Origin of the sequence: Escherichia sp. WS568 (assembly GCF_046486085.1) — a bacterium.
Lineage (GTDB): Bacteria > Pseudomonadota > Gammaproteobacteria > Enterobacterales > Enterobacteriaceae > Escherichia > Escherichia coli.
Genome location: NZ_JBJQMC010000003.1, coordinates 14,721 through 31,182 on the forward strand (window position 1 = coordinate 14,721; position 16,462 = coordinate 31,182).

Annotated in this window: 15 protein-coding genes, 1 tRNA gene and 1 pseudogene; 9 read left to right on the forward strand and 8 right to left on the reverse strand. The window is 48.8% G+C overall.

From position 1 onward, the window contains the following. Positions 1 to 12: 12 nt before the first annotated feature. Positions 13 to 510, reverse strand: a complete 498-nt coding sequence (locus ACJHWR_RS04220) for a type II toxin-antitoxin system RelB/DinJ family antitoxin (RefSeq protein ID WP_000648433.1) — start codon at positions 508 to 510, stop codon at positions 13 to 15. A 272-nt stretch (positions 511 to 782) separates the two neighbouring features. On the opposite strand from ACJHWR_RS04220, the gene ACJHWR_RS04225 reads away from it, so the two are divergent. Beyond that, positions 783 to 1,480, forward strand: a protein-coding gene (locus tag ACJHWR_RS04225) for an IS1 family transposase (protein WP_223677309.1) whose coding sequence is annotated in 2 segments (ribosomal slippage) — positions 783 to 1,032 and positions 1,032 to 1,480 — 699 coding nt in all. Because the reading frame shifts where the segments join, the coding sequence is not laid out codon by codon here. Between the two features lie 16 nt (positions 1,481 to 1,496). On the opposite strand, the pseudogene ACJHWR_RS04230 reads toward ACJHWR_RS04225, so the two are convergent. Next, positions 1,497 to 1,679, reverse strand: a pseudogene (locus ACJHWR_RS04230) (integrase); the annotation flags it as partial. A 223-nt stretch (positions 1,680 to 1,902) separates the two neighbouring features. Between ACJHWR_RS04230 and ACJHWR_RS04235 the strand changes: the two are divergent. Together ACJHWR_RS04235 and ACJHWR_RS04240 are read left to right on the forward strand one after the other, a co-directional pair. Then, the gene (locus ACJHWR_RS04235; protein ID WP_001477155.1) at positions 1,903 to 2,643 is read left to right on the forward strand and encodes an outer membrane protein; all 741 of its coding nucleotides are present in this window, start codon (positions 1,903 to 1,905) and stop codon (positions 2,641 to 2,643) included. A 173-nt stretch (positions 2,644 to 2,816) separates the two neighbouring features. Then, complete coding sequence (locus tag ACJHWR_RS04240) at positions 2,817 to 4,316, forward strand: phosphoethanolamine transferase (RefSeq protein WP_012311728.1); 1,500 nt, start codon at positions 2,817 to 2,819, stop codon at positions 4,314 to 4,316. A 323-nt stretch (positions 4,317 to 4,639) separates the two neighbouring features. Here the strand turns inward: ACJHWR_RS04240 and ACJHWR_RS04245 are convergent, their stop codons facing one another. Beyond that, a complete protein-coding gene (locus ACJHWR_RS04245) occupies positions 4,640 to 5,905 on the reverse strand; it encodes a tyrosine-type recombinase/integrase (RefSeq protein ID WP_001218930.1) in 1,266 nt (421 codons plus the stop codon). A gap of 186 nt (positions 5,906 to 6,091) precedes the next feature. Further along, positions 6,092 to 6,176: transfer RNA gene (locus tag ACJHWR_RS04250), tRNA-Leu, on the reverse strand. A gap of 195 nt (positions 6,177 to 6,371) precedes the next feature. On the opposite strand from ACJHWR_RS04250, the gene ahr reads away from it, so the two are divergent. Next, positions 6,372 to 7,391 (forward strand): NADPH-dependent aldehyde reductase Ahr, encoded by a 1,020-nt coding sequence (gene ahr, locus ACJHWR_RS04255; protein WP_012311922.1) that lies wholly within the window; start codon positions 6,372 to 6,374, stop codon positions 7,389 to 7,391. 3 nt (positions 7,392 to 7,394) lie between these two features. On the opposite strand, the gene idnK is transcribed toward ahr, so the two are convergent. Continuing rightward, positions 7,395 to 7,958: a gluconokinase gene (gene idnK, locus ACJHWR_RS04260; protein WP_000896742.1), complete on the reverse strand. Its 564-nt coding sequence runs from the start codon at positions 7,956 to 7,958 to the stop codon at positions 7,395 to 7,397. Between the two features lie 216 nt (positions 7,959 to 8,174). Here idnK and idnD point away from each other — a divergent pair, with 216 nt between their 5' ends. From idnD to ACJHWR_RS04285, 5 genes are all read left to right on the forward strand, one after another. Continuing rightward, positions 8,175 to 9,206 (forward strand): L-idonate 5-dehydrogenase, encoded by a 1,032-nt coding sequence (gene idnD, locus ACJHWR_RS04265; protein WP_001197412.1) that lies wholly within the window; start codon positions 8,175 to 8,177, stop codon positions 9,204 to 9,206. A 23-nt stretch (positions 9,207 to 9,229) separates the two neighbouring features. Then, positions 9,230 to 9,994, forward strand: a complete 765-nt coding sequence (gene idnO / locus ACJHWR_RS04270; protein WP_000998703.1) for a gluconate 5-dehydrogenase — start codon at positions 9,230 to 9,232, stop codon at positions 9,992 to 9,994. A 64-nt stretch (positions 9,995 to 10,058) separates the two neighbouring features. Next, positions 10,059 to 11,378, forward strand: coding sequence for a gnt-II system L-idonate transporter (idnT, locus tag ACJHWR_RS04275; RefSeq protein ID WP_001128336.1), 1,320 nt, complete (start codon positions 10,059 to 10,061; stop codon positions 11,376 to 11,378). A gap of 66 nt (positions 11,379 to 11,444) precedes the next feature. Further along, positions 11,445 to 12,443: a DNA-binding transcriptional regulator IdnR gene (idnR, locus tag ACJHWR_RS04280; RefSeq protein WP_001304655.1), complete on the forward strand. Its 999-nt coding sequence runs from the start codon at positions 11,445 to 11,447 to the stop codon at positions 12,441 to 12,443. A gap of 77 nt (positions 12,444 to 12,520) precedes the next feature. Beyond that, positions 12,521 to 14,023: a helicase HerA-like C-terminal domain-containing protein gene (locus ACJHWR_RS04285; protein WP_001294574.1), complete on the forward strand. Its 1,503-nt coding sequence runs from the start codon at positions 12,521 to 12,523 to the stop codon at positions 14,021 to 14,023. 118 nt (positions 14,024 to 14,141) lie between these two features. Here ACJHWR_RS04285 and lptG read toward each other — a convergent pair whose 3' ends face one another. The 3 genes from lptG to ytgA form a co-directional block, all read right to left on the reverse strand. Beyond that, entirely contained in the window at positions 14,142 to 15,224 is a 1,083-nt protein-coding gene (gene lptG, locus ACJHWR_RS04290; protein WP_001295681.1) for an LPS export ABC transporter permease LptG, read from the reverse strand. Continuing rightward, on the reverse strand, positions 15,224 to 16,324 hold the full coding sequence (gene lptF / locus ACJHWR_RS04295) for an LPS export ABC transporter permease LptF (protein ID WP_000584114.1): 1,101 nt from the start codon (positions 16,322 to 16,324) through the stop codon (positions 15,224 to 15,226). Before lptF ends, lptG begins: the two co-directional genes overlap by 1 nt. 62 nt (positions 16,325 to 16,386) lie before the next feature. After that, positions 16,387 to 16,437: a protein YtgA gene (ytgA, locus tag ACJHWR_RS04300; RefSeq protein WP_211180521.1), complete on the reverse strand. Its 51-nt coding sequence runs from the start codon at positions 16,435 to 16,437 to the stop codon at positions 16,387 to 16,389. Positions 16,438 to 16,462: the final 25 nt, after the last annotated feature.

Here is a 16,462-nt window from a genome sequence, read left to right on the forward strand (position 1 = left end):
TTATTTTGCGTTCTAGCTAAAGATGGCTTGCCAACGGCAAAATGCAGAACGATGTCTGTCGGTCCATTGGGTGCAAATAACATAGGTTTTTTCATCTCGCTGGGCCACTTTAGTGGTGGAGTAGCGGTTTCGCTCTTTGGCATCTTTGGCTGCACTGCGAATGTCTTCTGGCCGTGATGATTTAGCCAGTTTGAGCACGGGGAATGACAACCCAAAAATGTTGCGACAATAAGTTAGCTGCGTGAGGTTTTCTATTTCACTCAGTGGTAGAGCATGTTCAACCAAGTCTTGGATAGCTTCGGTTATCTCTGCATTGCTGATATTGTGTTGCGTTTGTGCAACTTCCCGTGTCTCTACTTCATTTTCAAGAGCAACAGAAAACGGAAAACCTTTGGCTTGAACGGATTTAGCTAAAAAGACGTTAATAGCCTGCTCAATAGGTAAGCCCAACTCAGCAAAGATACTCGTGGCTTTTTCAAGCAGTTGAGGGTCTATATTGGTTGCCTTCATATGACTCACAAAACCTACAAATTGTAATTTTTGTATCCTATAGGCTTTGCATTTTCACGGCTAGCAATAAAGTCAAAAAATGAGAAATAATTGATCTTAAAAAACTTAAAACAGGCTAACAAATCAGCAGTTACACTTGTCATGCCCTGCTAGTGAGAGGATCTTATCACTTTCGATATTGATGCAATCAGGTGCCGCAATAGAGGAAGCTTGGTCAGGTAATGGTGCCAACTTACTGATTTAGTGTATGATGGTGATTTTAAGGTGCTTGCGTGGCTTCCATTTCCATCAGATGTCCTTCCTGCTCCGCTCCTGAAGGCGTGGTGCGTAACGGCAAAAGCACTGCCGGACATCAGCGCTATCTCTGCTCTCATTGCCGTAAAACATGGCAACTACAGTTCACTTACACCGCCTCTCAACCCGGTACGCACCAGAAAATCATTGATATGGCCATGAATGGCGTCGGATGTCGTGCCAGTGCACGCATTATGGGCGTTGGCCTCAACACGGTTTTACGTCACTTAAAAAACTCAGGCCGCAGTCGGTAACCTCGTGCATACAACCGGGCAGTGATGTGATTGTCTGCGCTGAAATGGACGAACAGTGGGGCTACGTCGGTGCTAAATCACGTCAGCGCTGGCTGTTTTACGCGTATGACAGGATACGGAGGACAGTTGTGGCGCACGTCTTCGGTGAACGCACTCTGGCCACACTGGAGCGTCTTCTGAGCCTGCTGTCGGCCTTTGAGGTCGTGGTATGGATGACGGATGGCTGGCCGCTGTATGAATCACGCCTGAAGGGAAAGCTGCACGTTATCAGCAAGCGTTACACTCAGCGCATTGAGCGACATAACCTGAATCTGAGACTACATCTGGCAAGGCTGGGCAGGAAGTCACTGTCGTTCTCAAAATCGGTGGAGCTGCATGACAAGGTCATCGGGCATTATCTGAACATAAAACACTATCAGTAAGTTGGAGTCATTACCACTATTTTAATGGATTGTTAATCTTTGCATATTCAAACGGGCTGATACATTGTTCTCTGTTCGCATCCAGAAAATCTGCCCACCACTGTAGCATAAGTCGACGTTCTTCCAGATGTTCGGCTTTATGGATATACGCAGCACGTACACCATTACGCTCCTGATGGCTCATCTGACGTTCAGCCGCTTTATCTCGTGCTGTTCTGGTCTCAATACTTCCATGCCGTTGCAATTACCTCTTAAACCATTCCTTACCATTTTTATGGGTACGATAAGAAAACTTTATCGGGCACGATCGATTTTATCGATCGATTCGATCGAAAACATTCCTTTTACCTTATCTTTTTCATGGTCTTAGAATGAGCAACCCCATTTATCGTTCGGGGAAAGTGATAGCGGAGATGATTGAAATGAATAAGGTTATTGCGGTTTCAGCGCTTGCCATGGCAGGCATGTTTTCGACCCAGGCTCTGGCTGATGAAAGCAAAACAGGCTTTTATGTGACCGGTAAAGCAGGTGCTTCTGTTATGTCACTTGCAGACCAGCGTTTCCTGTCGGGGGATGGAGAGGAAACATCAAAATATAAAGGCGGTGATGGCCATGATACGGTATTCAGTGGCGGTATCGCGGCCGGTTATGATTTTTACCCGCAGTTCAGTATTCCGGTTCGTACGGAACTGGAGTTTTACGCTCGTGGAAAAGCTGATTCGAAGTATAACGTAGATAAAGACAGCTGGTCAGGCGGTTACTGGCGTGATGACCTGAAGAATGAGGTGTCAGTCAACACACTGATGCTGAATGCGTACTATGACTTCCGGAATGACAGTGCATTCACACCATGGGTATCTGCAGGGATTGGCTACGCCAGAATTCACCAGAAAACAACCGGTATCAGTACCTGGGATTATGGGTACGGAAGCAGTGGTCGCGAATCGTTGTCACGTTCAGGCTCTGCTGACAACTTCGCATGGAGCCTTGGCGCGGGTGTCCGCTATGACGTAACCCCGGATATCGCTCTGGACCTCAGCTATCGCTATCTTGATGCAGGTGATAGCAGTGTGAGTTACAAGGACGAGTGGGGCGATAAATATAAGTCAGAAGTTGATGTTAAAAGTCATGACATCCTGCTTGGTGTGACTTATAACTTCTGACGACACTGCTCCTGAACGATAATACGTATATTTAGCAATTAAGATAATTGCGTATCTTCTGCAATTAAACAGAAATACCCTGCAGTCTATTACTGCAGGGTTATCTGTTTCACAGATAATTTCTGATTTTTATTATCCTGTTCTCTTCATCATAATGTTGTCGATATACTCCGATGAATATCAGAAAACTGTTTTGTCCGGGAAACACACCCCGGATTTTATTGTTTTTATTCTTTTTTGTTGTTTCTGCAATAACCACAATTGCATGCGGATACACTGAGAAGAATGCCACAGGAAATGTGCTGCTTCTGTTTCTCCTTCTTCTCCTTGCACACAGAAATACCCTCACATCCATTACAGCGCTGTTATTTCTGTTCTGTTGTGCACTGTATGCGCCTGCGGGTATGACGTACGGTAAAATCAACAACAGTTTTATTGTCGCGTTGCTGCAGACCACGGCTGATGAGGCTGCAGAGTTTACCGGGATGATTCCTGTTTATCATTTTCTGGTCAGTGCCGCGATTCTGGTATTCATGGTGATTTTCTGGCGGACACACCACCGCGGTCACCGTAACTGGCTGGCACTGCTGCTATTCGTATTATGCTCTGTAAACAGCTGGCCGTTGCGGATGGTTAAAGGAACTGTTGTGGGGACAACTGACACATTGCGTGAAATGCAGCGTTATAAACAACTGAGTCAGCACGGGGCTGATAACTGGAAAATCCTGCCGGGTGTGCCGTTGTATGACACGATTGTTATCGTTACTGGTGAGAGTGTGCGCAGGGATTATATGTCGGTATATGGCTATCCCGTGCCAACCACGCCGTGGCTGAATACAGCTCCCGGTTTATTTATTGACGGCTATACATCGGCAGCAGCCAGTACCGTACCTTCCCTGAGCCGGACACTGATTTATGACTATGAGCAGAACCCTGATTCCGGCAACAACGTGGTGGCGCTGGCAGCAAAAGCAGGATACAGCACATGGTGGATATCCAATCAGGGAAAACTGGGAGAGCATGACACACGCATCTCTGTTATTGCTTCTGATGCGGAGCATACCGTTTTCCTCAAGAAAGGCAGCTTCGCTTCCCGTAAAACGGATGACATGTTGTTGTTACAGGAAACAGAACGTGCGCTGGCGGATAAATCCTCGCCGAAGGTGATTTTCCTGCACATGATTGGCTCTCATCCGAATCCGTGTGACCGACTTAACTCCTGGCCGAATTATTACCTGGAGCAGTATCCCCGAAAGATTGCCTGTTACCTCGCCAGCATCAGTAAACTGGATAACTTTCTCGGTCAGCTTGATGGTATCCTTCGCCGGCATTCCCGTCACTTTGCAATGCTTTACTTTTCTGACCATGGGCTGTCGGTCAGCGACAGTGCTAATCCTGTTCATCATGATGGTCATGTGCAGGGGGGCTACAGCGTTCCCCTGATTATTACCGCCAGTGACATCACGTCTCATCAGTCCGTCAGCAGGAAAATCAGTGCCCGTAATTTCGCAGGCATTTTTCAGTGGCTGACCGGTATTCGTACCGAAAATATAACGCCATTCAATCCGCTGACAGACGAAGATAATGAACCCGTTATGGTTTTTAACGGAGAGAAAAATGTGCCGGCAGACAGTCTGAAACCGCAGCCACTTATTCTTCCGGACCACAGGTAATCATATATGGCAAACTGTAATACAGTCTCTTGTACTGAAAAGGATTCTGTATAGAATAGAACCTGTATTCATATCAGCACAAGGGACCACCAAATCCCGGCAACATTCCTTACGTCAGTTATCCCGCATCACCCTGTGGGTGCGGGATTTTTTATGATGTTTCTTTTTATTGAATATATATAAATAACGAATAACTGCGGATTCTGATAATCCACCTGCAGGGAGCAATCCGGTAAACATTTAATACATCAGTTAATATCGTTTTGCCTTTTTAACAAAGAAAATATTCATGGAGTAAGTTCCCGGGCATTTGCCCGGGATGATTACTGTTTTAATGGATTATTAATCTTTGCATATTCAAATGGACTGATAAATTTTTCTCTGTTTGCATCCAGAAAATCGGCCCACCATTGTAGCATCAAGCGGCGTTCTTCCAGATGCTCTGCTTTATGGATATACGCGGCCCTCACTGAATTTCGCTCCATGTGGCTCATCTGACGTTCAACAGCATCACGAGACCACAAACCTGATTCGACCAATGAACTACAGGCCATTGTTCGAAAGCCATGACCACAAACCTCTACTTTTGTATCATACCCCATGACCCGTAACGCACTATTTACCGTATTCTCACTCATGGGTTTGTGCGAATCGTGATCACCAATAAATATCAAGTCATGGGCCCCACAAAACTGTTTTATCTGCTTTAAAATTGCAAGAGCTTGCGTTGAAAGAGGCACTAGATGCGTTGTACGCATTTTTGAGCCTCTATGGGAATGTTTCACTCCAGGAATAGGCTCCCGCTCCGGTGGGATAGTCCATATAGACGCTTCGAAATCGATCTCTGACCAACGAGCAAAACGCAGCTCACTGGACCGAATAAAGATCAGCAAAGAGAGTTCTGTCGCCCATCGGGTTAGCGGCCTACCAGTATAGCTATCTATTTTTGTAAGCAACTCAGGGATGCGCTTTAATTCAAGCGCGGGACGATGTTGTCGATTACAGGAAGCAACCGCCCCAGCCATCTCTTGTGCCGGGTTATAATCAATTAACCCACTTTGCACTGCATAGCGCATGATGGCTGTAGTGCGCTGCTGAAGACGAGCGGCCACTTCAAGACGTCCAGACATTTCTACGGCCTTAATGGGTGCTAATAAATCTCGAGTTTTTAACTCAGCGATATTACGTTCACCAAGCGCTGCAAAAAGATTATCTTCCAGACTTTTTAGCACACGATGGGCGTGATCTTCAGACCACTTTTTATTGGTGCCATGCCACTCAATCGCGACTTCTTTAAAGGTTCGTGCTTTACTCTGTTCAACCTTATCATTTTTCTTTTTGTCTCCCGGATCGACGCCATTCGCAAGCAGCTTACGCGCCTCGTCACGACGTACTCTGGCATCCGCTAGTGTGATTTCAGGATAAACCCCAAGTGCCAGCATTTTTTGCTTTCCCTCATAACGGTACTGCAAACGCCAGTACTTAGAACCATTTGGATGGACAAGCAGATGCATACCGCCACCATCAGTCAGCTTATATTGCTTATCCGTTGGCTTGGCTGCTCTGACTTTGATATCTGTTAATGCCATGCGTATTCCCTCCCTGTTGGTACAAGCATTATCGAACCGGAAATACCATCATCTGTACCAACATATGTTGGTAGATGTACGTTGATATCGGTTGACCTTGAGAGAGTTAATATAGCGGGAAAGGTAGATAAACACTGGATTTCAGGCATAAAAAAAGACCTCAGTTGAGGTCTATTTACATACTTTTGGTGCCGAAGGCCGGACTCGAACCGGCACGTATTTCTACGGTTGATTTTGAATCAACTGCGTCTACCGATTTCGCCACTTCGGCACTGAAGAGGTATGCGGAAAACGTTGTGGATTATACCTGTCGCACGCCACCATGCAAGCGCCAGCTTGCTCGCATCTCGCTAAGTGCTGAAATTTTCAGCATTACACTCAGCGATGTGTAACCTTTGTCACACTCCAGGCACCCCGCCCTGCCATGCTCTACACTTCCCAGACAACACCAGAGAAGGACCAAAAAATGTCGATGATAAAAAGCTATGCCGCAAAAGAAGCGGGCGGCGAACTGGAACTTTATGAGTACGATCCCGGTGAATTGAAGCCACAAGATGTTGAAGTGCAGGTGGATTACTGCGGGATCTGCCATTCCGATCTGTCGATGATCGACAACGAATGGGGATTTTCACAGTATCCGCTGGTTGCCGGGCATGAGGTGATTGGTCGCGTGGTGGCGCTCGGGAGTGCCGCACAGGATAAAGGTTTGCAGGTCGGTCAGCGTGTCGGGATTGGCTGGACGGCACGCAGCTGCGGGCATTGCGATGCCTGTATTAGCGGTAATCAGATCAACTGCGAGCAAGGTGCGGTGCCAACAATTATGAATCGCGGCGGTTTTGCCGAGAAGTTGCGTGCGGACTGGCAATGGGTGATTCCGCTGCCAGAAAATATCGATATCGAGTCCGCCGGGCCGCTGCTGTGTGGTGGTATCACGGTCTTTAAACCACTGTTGATGCACCATATCACTGCTACCAGCCGCGTTGGGGTAATTGGTATTGGCGGGCTGGGGCATATCGCTATAAAACTTCTGCACGCAATGGGATGCGAGGTGACAGCCTTTAGTTCTAATCCGGCGAAAGAGCAGGAAGTACTGGCGATGGGTGCCGATAAAGTGGTGAATAGCCGCGATCCGCAGGCACTGAAAACTCTGGCGGGGCAGTTTGATCTCATTATCAATACTGTGAACGTCAGCCTCGACTGGCAGCCTTATTTTGAGGCGCTGACGTATGGCGGTAATTTCCATACGGTCGGTGCGGTTCTCACGCCGCTGTCTGTTCCGGCCTTTACGTTAATTGCGGGCGACCGCAGCGTCTCTGGCTCTGCTACCGGCACGCCTTATGAGCTGCGTAAGCTGATGCGCTTTGCCGCCCGCAGCAAGGTTGCGCCAACTACCGAACTGTTCCCGATGTCGAAAATTAACGACGCCATCCAGCATGTGCGCGACGGTAAGGCGCGTTACCGCGTGGTTCTGAAAGCCGATTTTTGAAAATCATTCGCAGCGCTGATCTGAGGCGCTGCCCCCTTTCGCACATATTCTGTCTTGTCGTATCGCCAGCACGGCCTGCCGACATTGTTCGGTGACATTGGCAATATCATGGTTGATATCAATGCGCACAATATCCTGTTCATCTGCTTGTGGACGCTCCAGCGCCTCAAACTGACTTTTTAGTAACGCTACCGGCATAAAATGCCCAGCCCGCCGCTGCATTCGCGCGAGAATAGTTTCATAGTCGCCATCTAACCAGAGGAAATGAACATGGGGGCTACCCTTGCGTAAAATATCACGATACTGTTTTTTTAATGATGAACAGACAATAAATCCTGTTTCATTCTTTTTATAAAGACTGTATGAAGCATCATTTAAGCGTTCCAGCCAGGGAAGTCGATCTTCATCAGATAATGGAATACCCTGCGACATTTTATCTATATTTTTGGCTGGATGAAGATCGTCACCATCAATAAATTTAGCAGATAATAACGTGGCAACCTTGCTACCAATTAATGTTTTACCACTCCCTGAAACGCCCATCAAAATAAAGCTTTCACCCGCCATTTAAAATCTCCTGAGTCATCTTACCTGCTGCGATACTACGCCTGGTGGCATAATAATTTCACGTTTTTTTATTTCTGCTGATAAGAATTACAAGGCACATCACGTTATGCGTAACATAGTAATGTAACAATTTTCTGACGTGATCTTCATCACAAATAATGACAATTAAAACCGCTTAAATGCTTCCGAGGTGTCTACCTGACCAGTGAGGAATTTATGCAAGTGAAAACACAGTCCTGCGTTGTTGCGGGCAAGAAAACTGTTGCCGTTACCGAGCAGACGATAGATTGGAATAATAATGGAACATTAGTACAAATAACCCGAGGTGGAATTTGCGGTTCCGATTTACATTATTATCAGGAAGGAAAAGTAGGTAATTTCATGATAAAGGCACCGATGGTGTTAGGTCATGAAGTTATCGGTAAAGTTATTCATAGCGACTCATCAGAATTACATGAAGGGCAAACGGTAGCCATTAATCCGTCTAAACCGTGCGGTCACTGCAAATACTGCATTGAACATAACGAGAATCAGTGTACAGATATGCGTTTTTTTGGCAGTGCCATGTATTTCCCTCATGTTGATGGTGGTTTTACCCGTTATAAAATGGTCGAAACGTCGCAATGTGTCCCTTATCCGGCCAAAGCTGACGAAAAGGTTATGGCTTTTGCCGAACCTTTAGCCGTCGCGATTCATGCCGCACATCAGGCCGGCGAGTTACAGGGCAAGCGAGTATTTATTTCTGGTGTTGGGCCCATTGGCTGCCTGATTGTCAGTGCTGTGAAAACACTGGGGGCCGCGGAAATTGTCTGTGCCGATGTGAGTCCCCGTTCCCTTTCGCTGGGCAAAGAGATGGGGGCGGAGGTGCTCGTAAACCCACAAAACGACGACATGGATCACTGGAAAGCGGAAAAAGGCTATTTCGATGTCAGCTTTGAAGTGTCCGGTCATCCTTCATCAGTGAATACCTGCCTGGAGGTCACTCGTGCACGCGGCGTAATGGTGCAGGTAGGGATGGGAGGCGCGATGGCAGAATTCCCAATGATGACGTTGATTGGTAAGGAGATTTCACTCAAAGGCTCTTTCCGTTTTACCAGCGAATTTAATACCGCAGTGTCATGGCTGGCGAATGGCGTTATCAATCCACTGCCTTTACTGAGTGCTGAATATCCCTTCACTGACCTGGAAGAGGCGCTACGTTTCGCCGGTGATAAAACCCAGGCAGCAAAAGTCCAGCTTGTTTTCTAAGAGATAAATAAAGGAATAATACAATGAACGATCTATTTTCACTGGCAGGAAAAAATATTTTGATTACCGGTTCAGCACAGGGCATTGGCTATTTACTGGCAACCGGCCTGGGTAAATATGGCGCACAAATAATTATTAATGATATTACTGCCGAACGCGCAGAACTTGCTGTAGAAAAACTCCACCAGGAGGGTATTCAGGCCGTTGCCGCACCTTTTAATGTTACTCATAAACATGAAATTGATGCCGCCGTTGAACATATCGAAAAGGACATCGGCCCCATTGATGTGCTGGTGAATAACGCCGGTATCCAGCGCCGTCATCCTTTTACTGAGTTCCCTGAACAAGAGTGGAATGATGTGATCGCAGTAAACCAGACCGCCGTGTTCCTGGTATCGCAAGCGGTAACTCGTCACATGGTTGAACGCAAGGCAGGTAAAGTTATTAATATTTGCTCGATGCAAAGCGAACTGGGACGTGACACCATCACCCCTTATGCCGCATCGAAAGGGGCGGTAAAAATGCTCACCCGCGGCATGTGCGTCGAGCTGGCGCGCCACAATATTCAGGTCAACGGTATTGCGCCGGGCTATTTCAAAACAGAAATGACTAAAGCACTGGTTGAGGACGAAGCCTTCACCGCCTGGTTGTGCAAACGGACCCCCGCCGCACGCTGGGGAGATCCGCAGGAACTGATTGGTGCTGCGGTGTTCCTTTCTTCAAAAGCCTCTGATTTCGTAAACGGCCACCTGTTGTTTGTTGATGGCGGCATGTTAGTGGCTGTTTAACACCTACTACCCTACGTGCAGCGCGAAAGCGCTGCTTTTCTGGCACTAATAAGAGATAAAGACTATGCCATTAATCATTATTGCGGCAGGCGTCGCGCTGCTTCTTATCCTGATGATCGGCTTTAAAGTTAACGGCTTTATTGCCCTCGTTCTGGTCGCTGCCGTCGTCGGATTTGCCGAAGGGATGGATGCACAGGCCGTCCTGCACTCTATACAAAATGGTATCGGCAGCACGCTCGGCGGGCTGGCAATGATCCTCGGTTTCGGGGCCATGTTAGGCAAGCTGATTTCTGATACGGGCGCGGCACAACGTATCGCCACTACGCTGATTGCTACTTTTGGTAAAAAACGCGTGCAATGGGCGCTAGTGATCACCGGTCTGGTTGTCGGCCTCGCCATGTTTTTTGAAGTGGGTTTTGTCCTGCTGCTGCCGTTGGTATTTACCATCGTGGCATCATCTGGATTACCCCTGTTGTATGTTGGCGTACCGATGGTAGCAGCGCTCTCTGTAACCCACTGTTTTCTGCCGCCACATCCAGGGCCTACTGCCATCGCGACTATCTTTGAGGCTAATCTCGGAACGACTCTACTGTATGGATTTATCATTACCATTCCGACAGTTATTGTCGCAGGACCGCTGTTTTCTAAACTGCTAACTCGCTTTGAGAAAGCACCACCGGAAGGCTTATTTAATCCTCATCTGTTTAGCGAAGAGGAGATGCCCTCCTTCTGGAACAGTATTTTCGCTGCAGTGATCCCGGTCATCCTGATGGCTATCGCCGCCGTTTGTGAAATTACGTTACCGAAAACTAACACCGTGCGCCTCTTCTTTGAATTTGTCGGTAACCCTGCCGTTGCGCTGTTTATTGCCATTGTTATTGCGATTTTCACACTGGGCCGACGTAATGGACGCACCATCGAGCAAATCATGGATATCATTGGGGATTCTATAGGCGCTATCGCGATGATTGTGTTTATTATCGCTGGCGGCGGCGCGTTTAAGCAGGTATTAGTAGATAGCGGTGTCGGGCAGTATATTTCACACTTAATGACCGGAACTACACTTTCGCCGTTATTGATGTGCTGGACTGTTGCGGCGCTGTTGCGTATCGCTCTGGGCTCTGCCACCGTCGCGGCCATTACCACCGCGGGTGTGGTGTTGCCGATTATCAACGTTACCCATGCCGATCCCGCTTTAATGGTACTGGCAACTGGTGCGGGCAGCGTGATCGCGTCACACGTAAACGACCCTGGCTTCTGGCTATTTAAAGGGTATTTTAATCTGACGGTTGGTGAAACGTTGCGTACCTGGACGGTGATGGAAACCCTTATTTCTATTATGGGTTTGCTGGGCGTGTTAGCCATTAACGCCGTATTGCACTGAAAGAATAAAATATTGTGATGTAGTTTCGGGGGAAGATTGAAGATTCCCCCGACGTTGGGAGAAGTTATGCGCAATCACAGAATTTCTTTACAGGATATCGCTACGCTGGCTGGCGTAACAAAAATGACCGTGAGTCGTTATATCCGCTCGCCGAAAAAGGTGGCAAAGGAAACAGGCGAGCGCATCGCCAAAATTATGGAAGAGATCAATTATATCCCTAATCGCGCTCCCGGCATGTTGTTGAATGCACAAAGTTATACCCTCGGTATCTTGATTCCGTCATTTCAAAATCAACTCTTCGCTGACATTCTCGCGGGAATAGAATCCGTCACCTCTGTGCATAATTATCAGACCCTTATTGCTAATTACAATTACGATCGCGATTCCGAAGAAGAGTCGGTGATTAACCTGCTCTCTTATAACATTGACGGGATTATTCTTTCGGAAAAATATCACACCATCAGGACGGTGAAATTTCTGCGTTCAGCCACCATTCCGGTCGTGGAATTGATGGATGTACAGGGAGAACGGCTGGATATGGAGGTCGGTTTTGATAATCGGCAGGCTGCTTTTGACATGGTGTGTACCATGCTGGATAAGCGAGTCAGGCGCAAAATTCTGTATCTCGGTTCCAAAGATGACACCCGCGATGAACAGCGTTATCAGGGGTATTGCGATGCGATGATGCTGCATAATCTTTCCCCATTACGCATGAATCCACGCGCCATCTCATCCATTCATTTAGGAATGCAGTTAATGCGTGATGCCCTTAGCGCAAACCCGGATTTAGACGGTGTATTTTGCACCAATGACGATATTGCGATGGGTGCGCTTCTGCTGTGCCGCGAGCGAAACCTCGCCGTGCCAGAACAAATTTCCATTGCGGGTTTTCATGGGCTGGAGATTGGCAGGCAAATGATCCCAAGCCTCGCCAGCGTAATTACTCCCCGTTTTGATATTGGTCGGATGGCCGCCCAAATGTTGCTGAGCAAAATTAAGAATAACGATCACAACCACAACACTGTTGACCTCGGGTATCAGATTTATCACGGTAACACGCTTTAGGTTATTTTCTCTTCATTACACATATTCTCTTTGCCGGACGTTGCCTATACTCCAGGCAGGAAACTGGAGGAAATCTCATGAGCGAACCCCTGTTAATTGCCCGCACGCCGGACACAGAACTGTTTTTACTGCCGGGAATGGCTAACCGTCACGGGCTGATTACTGGCGCAACGGGGACGGGTAAAACTGTCACGTTGCAAAAACTGGCAGAGTCATTGTCGGAAATCGGTGTTCCGGTGTTTATGGCCGATGTGAAAGGCGATCTGACCGGCGTCGAGCAGGCAGGAACGGCGTCGGAAAAACTGCTCGCAAGGCTTAAAAATATCGGCGTCAATGACTGGCAACCGCATGCCAATCCGGTGGTGGTGTGGGATATCTTTGGCGAGAAAGGCCATCCGGTGCGGGCGACGGTTTCGGATCTGGGGCCGCTGTTGCTGGCACGACTGTTGAATCTCAACGATGTGCAATCTGGCGTGCTGAATATCATTTTCCGCATTGCTGACGATCAGGGATTGTTGCTGCTCGACTTTAAAGATCTGCGGGCAATTACCCAGTACATCGGCGATAACGCCAAATCCTTCCAGAATCAGTACGGAAATATCAGTAGCGCATCGGTTGGTGCCATCCAGCGCGGATTACTGTCGCTGGAACAGCAAGGCGCAGCACACTTCTTTGGTGAGCCGATGCTGGATATCAAAGACTGGATGCGCACCGATGCCAACGGTAAAGGCGTTATCAATATCCTCAGCGCCGAGAAACTTTATCAGATGCCGAAACTGTACGCCGCCAGCCTGCTGTGGATGCTTTCAGAATTGTATGAACAATTGCCTGAAGCGGGCGATCTGGAGAAACCAAAACTGGTGTTTTTCTTCGACGAGGCACATCTGCTGTTTAACGATGCACCGCAGGTACTGCTGGATAAGATTGAGCAGGTGATAAGGCTTATTCGCTCAAAAGGCGTGGGCGTCTGGTTCGTTTCGCAAAACCCGTCTGATATTCCGGATAATGTGCTCGGGCAGCTAGGTAATCGCGTTCAGCACGCTTTGCGGGCTTTTACGCCAAAAGATCAGAAAGCAGTGAAGGCAGCGGCGCAAACCATGCGGGCCAATCCGGCATTTGATACCGAAAAGGCAATCCAGGAACTGGGGACCGGCGAGGCGTTAATCTCGTTTCTCGATGCAAAAGGAAGTCCTTCTGTGGTGGAACGGGCGATGGTGATCGCACCTTGTTCGCGAATGGGGCCGGTGACGGAAGATGAGCGTAATGGCCTGATTAATCACTCTCCGGTGTATGGCAAATATGAAGATGAGGTGGACCGCGAGTCCGCCTATGAGATGCTGCAAAAAGGCTTTCAGGCCAGTACCGAGCAGCAAAATAATCCCCCCGTGAAAGGTAAAGAGGTGGCGGTGGATGACGGTATTCTTGGTGGATTGAAGGATATTTTGTTTGGCACTACCGGACCACGCGGCGGGAAGAAAGATGGTGTGGTGCAAACAATGGCGAAAAGCGCCGCTCGCCAGGTGACGAATCAGATTGTACGCGGGATGTTGGGGAGTTTGCTGGGGGGGAGAAAAAGGTAAGTCAGACGTGATCTGTGCCCCTCACCCTAACCCTCTCCCCAAAGGGGCGAGGGGACCGTTCGAACTCGTATTTGACTTTGTCAACAATAATAAAGGGAGCTTTCGCTCCCTTGTTAGATTACGATTTTCTCATTAACAGCCACAGGCTGATTAAGAAGAAGCTGGCGCTTGGCAACAGTGCGCCGATGATCGGCGGGATGCCATAAACCAACGTCAGCGGGCCGAAGATCTGGTCCAGTACGTAGAAGACAAAACCGAAGCTGATACCGGTGACCACACGCACGCCCATCGGTACGCTACGCAGTGGGCCAAAGATAAACGACAGCGCCATCAGCATCATCACCGCCACGGATAGCGGCTGGAAGATTTTGCTCCACATGTTGAGCTGATAACGTCCGGCATCCTGACCGCTCGACTTCAGATACTTCACATAGTTGTGCAAACCACTGATGGAGAGTGCATCCGGGTCCAGCGCCACCACGCCCAGTTTGTCTGGCGTGAGGTTGGTTTTCCAGGTGCCGCTCACCGTCTGCGAACCGGTGATCTGTTTCGGATTGGTCAGATCAGATTCATCAACCTGCGACAGACGCCAGACTTTATGTTCCGGGTCAAACTTCGCGGTAGCGGCATAACGTACGGATTGCAGACGACGATTCTCGTTAAAGGCATAAATACTGATGCCACCTAACTCTTCGTCACCTTTAACCCGCTCAATGTAGACGAAGTTGTTGCCATCTTTCGCCCATAAGCCTTGCTGAGTGGAGAGCAACGAGCCGCCGTACATCGCCTGCGCACGGTAGTTACGCGCCATCTGCTCGCCCTGCGGCGCGACCCATTCACCAATCGCCATCGTCAGCAAGACCAGCGGAATGGCGGTTTTCATCACCGACAGCGCCACCTGCATACGGGTAAAACCAGAAGCCTGCATGACTACCAGTTCGCTGCGCTGCGCCAGCATCCCAAGACCAAGCAACGCCCCAAGCAGAGCCGCCATCGGGAAGAAGATTTGCACATCTTTCGGCACGCTCAGCAAGGTATACATTCCTGCGCCTAACGCGTCGTAACTCCCCTGCCCGGCTTTTTTCAGCTGATCGACAAACTTGATAATGCCCGACAGCGACACCAGCATGAACAGCGTCATCATGATGGTGGTGAAAATAGTTTTACCGATATAGCGGTCAAGTACGCCAAAAGGTTGCATCACACCGCTCCTTTACGCGAAAAACTGGCGCGCAGGCGGCGGACCGGCACGGTGTCCCAAAGGTTGAGAACAATCGCCAAAGCCAGATAAATCAGGTTAACGGTCCACATCCACAGCGTCGGGTCCAGCTTACCTTTACCGCCGTTCGATTTCAGGGAGGTCTGGATCAGGAAGAACAACAGATACAGCAGCATGGCTGGCAGCATCGATAGTACGCGTCCCTGACGCGGGTTAACCACGCTCAGCGGTACGACCATAAGTGCCATCATAAACACGGTGAACACCAACGTGATACGCCAGTTCAGTTCTGCGCGAGCACGATCGGTGTCAGTGTTCCACAATGTGCGCATGTCCATCTGGTCGGTATCGTTCGGGTCGAGCGCCACCGCCTGGTGACCAATGATCGCCTGATAATCCTGGAAATCCGTAATGCGGAAATCACGTAACAGTGCAGTGCCTTCGAAGCGCGTTCCCTGGTTGAGAGTGACGACCTGGGAGCCGTCGCGCAGCTGGGTTAAATGTCCGGAATCGGCCACCACCACAGAAGGTCGTGCATTACCTTTTGGTCGAATTTGCGCGAGGAACACATCTTTGAAATCGCTGCCGTCAACGCTTTCGATGAACAGCACCGAGCTGCCATTAGTCGCTTGCTGGAATTGCCCTTGCGCAAGCGCCGCCATGCCAGGGTTCGCTTTCGCTTCTGCTAACACTTCATCCTGATGACGCGATGACCACGGTCCCGCCCACATCACGTTAACCGCCGCGACGATTGCCGTGAATACCGCAAGGATCATTGCCGCTTTCACCAGCACCGCTTTGCTCAGGCCGCAGGCATGCATTACCGTAATTTCACTTTCGGTATACAGTTTGCCCAGCGTCATCAGCAGCCCGAGGAACAGGCTTAATGGCAGGATAAGCTGCGCCATTTCCGGCACGCCCAACCCGAGAAGGGAGAGCACCAGATTCGCCGGAATATCGCCGTCAACCGCTGCGCCGAGGATCCTCACTAACTTTTGACAGAAGAAGATCAAAAGCAAGATGAAGAGTATCGCCAGCTGGCTTTTGAGCGTCTCCCGCACCAGATATCTTATGATTATCACTTTAAATACGCCCGTAAAAACTCGTCTTTTGCAGGATTTTAGCTTGTTTCATGGCTTAAACGTCATTTATTCTCTTGAGTCGTCGAAATCGTCGCTAAGATAATTATACTCAACGGATTCACCTCTCAGATTTTGTTC

Bases quoted from the DNA above. Each gene is read 5' to 3' on its own strand.
- ACJHWR_RS04220 (WP_000648433.1), bottom strand. From the start codon at position 510: ATGAAGGCAACCAATATAGACCCTCAACTGCTTGAAAAAGCCACGAGT.
- ACJHWR_RS04235 (WP_001477155.1), top strand. From the start codon at position 1,903: ATGAATAAGGTTATTGCGGTTTCAGCGCTTGCCATGGCAGGCATGTTT.
- ACJHWR_RS04240 (WP_012311728.1), top strand. From the start codon at position 2,817: ATGAATATCAGAAAACTGTTTTGTCCGGGAAACACACCCCGGATTTTA.
- ACJHWR_RS04245 (WP_001218930.1), bottom strand. From the start codon at position 5,905: ATGGCATTAACAGATATCAAAGTCAGAGCAGCCAAGCCAACGGATAAG.
- ahr (WP_012311922.1), top strand. From the start codon at position 6,372: ATGTCGATGATAAAAAGCTATGCCGCAAAAGAAGCGGGCGGCGAACTG.
- idnK (WP_000896742.1), bottom strand. From the start codon at position 7,958: ATGGCGGGTGAAAGCTTTATTTTGATGGGCGTTTCAGGGAGTGGTAAA.
- idnD (WP_001197412.1), top strand. From the start codon at position 8,175: ATGCAAGTGAAAACACAGTCCTGCGTTGTTGCGGGCAAGAAAACTGTT.
- idnO (WP_000998703.1), top strand. From the start codon at position 9,230: ATGAACGATCTATTTTCACTGGCAGGAAAAAATATTTTGATTACCGGT.
- idnT (WP_001128336.1), top strand. From the start codon at position 10,059: ATGCCATTAATCATTATTGCGGCAGGCGTCGCGCTGCTTCTTATCCTG.
- idnR (WP_001304655.1), top strand. From the start codon at position 11,445: ATGCGCAATCACAGAATTTCTTTACAGGATATCGCTACGCTGGCTGGC.
- ACJHWR_RS04285 (WP_001294574.1), top strand. From the start codon at position 12,521: ATGAGCGAACCCCTGTTAATTGCCCGCACGCCGGACACAGAACTGTTT.
- lptG (WP_001295681.1), bottom strand. From the start codon at position 15,224: ATGCAACCTTTTGGCGTACTTGACCGCTATATCGGTAAAACTATTTTC.